This is a genomic window from Streptomyces sp. URMC 127 (genome assembly GCF_051386535.1).
Taxonomy (GTDB): domain Bacteria; phylum Actinomycetota; class Actinomycetes; order Streptomycetales; family Streptomycetaceae; genus Streptomyces.
On the sequence record NZ_JBPQTW010000475.1, the window covers coordinates 1 to 760 of the forward strand.

Consider the following 760-nt stretch of genomic DNA (forward strand, 5'->3'; position numbering starts at 1 on the left):
CGCAGCGGCCCGCACCCCCGCCGTCCGGGCCGCCTCACGGCTGCCCCGCGGAGCGGTGCCGGCCGGCGGCGAGGGGCGCGCACTCGCGCTTCGAGGCCCGTCTGCAGCACCTGCAGCGCAGCGCGGCCGCCCGCCGGCACCGCTCCGCGGGGCAGCCGTGAGGCGGCCCGGACGGCGGGGGTGCGGGCCGCTGCGGGCATACTGGGCCGCGGATGACCCGAACTGATCATGCAGAGAGCAAGGAGCACGACGTGTCCGTCCACGCAGTGGAGATCGGCGCCCTCCAGGGCGGCCCCGCAGATCTCGCGCAGTACCGCGGCAAGGCCGTCCTGGTCGTCAACGTCGCTTCGAAGTGCGGCCTGACCCCGCAGTACGCGGCGCTGGAGAAGCTGCAGGCGCACTACGCGTCGCGCGGCTTCACCGTGCTGGGCGTGCCGTGCAACCAGTTCATGGGTCAGGAGCCCGGCACCGCCGAGGAGATCGCCTCCTTCTGCTCGGCCACGTACGGCGTGACGTTCCCCATGACCGAGAAGGTCGACGTCAACGGCGCGAACCGGCACCCCCTGTACGCCGCCCTCACCGGCACGCCGGACGCCGAGGGGTACACCGGTGACATCCGCTGGAACTTCGAGAAGTTCCTCGTGGGTCCGGACGGAAGCGTCGTCGCCCGGTTCGCCCCGCAGACGGAGCCCGACGCTCCCGAGGTCGTCTCGGCCATCGAGGCCGCTCTCCCCGCCTGAGGCCCCTTGCCCCCTTGTCC

Annotated in this window: 1 protein-coding gene; it reads left to right on the forward strand. The window is 73.4% G+C overall.

The annotated features are described in order from the left end of the window. Positions 1–251: 251 nt before the first annotated feature. Positions 252–740: a glutathione peroxidase gene (locus ACSNOH_RS34985; protein ID WP_436725472.1), complete on the forward strand. Its 489-nt coding sequence runs from the start codon at positions 252–254 to the stop codon at positions 738–740. The last annotated feature ends 20 nt before the right edge of the window (positions 741–760 follow it).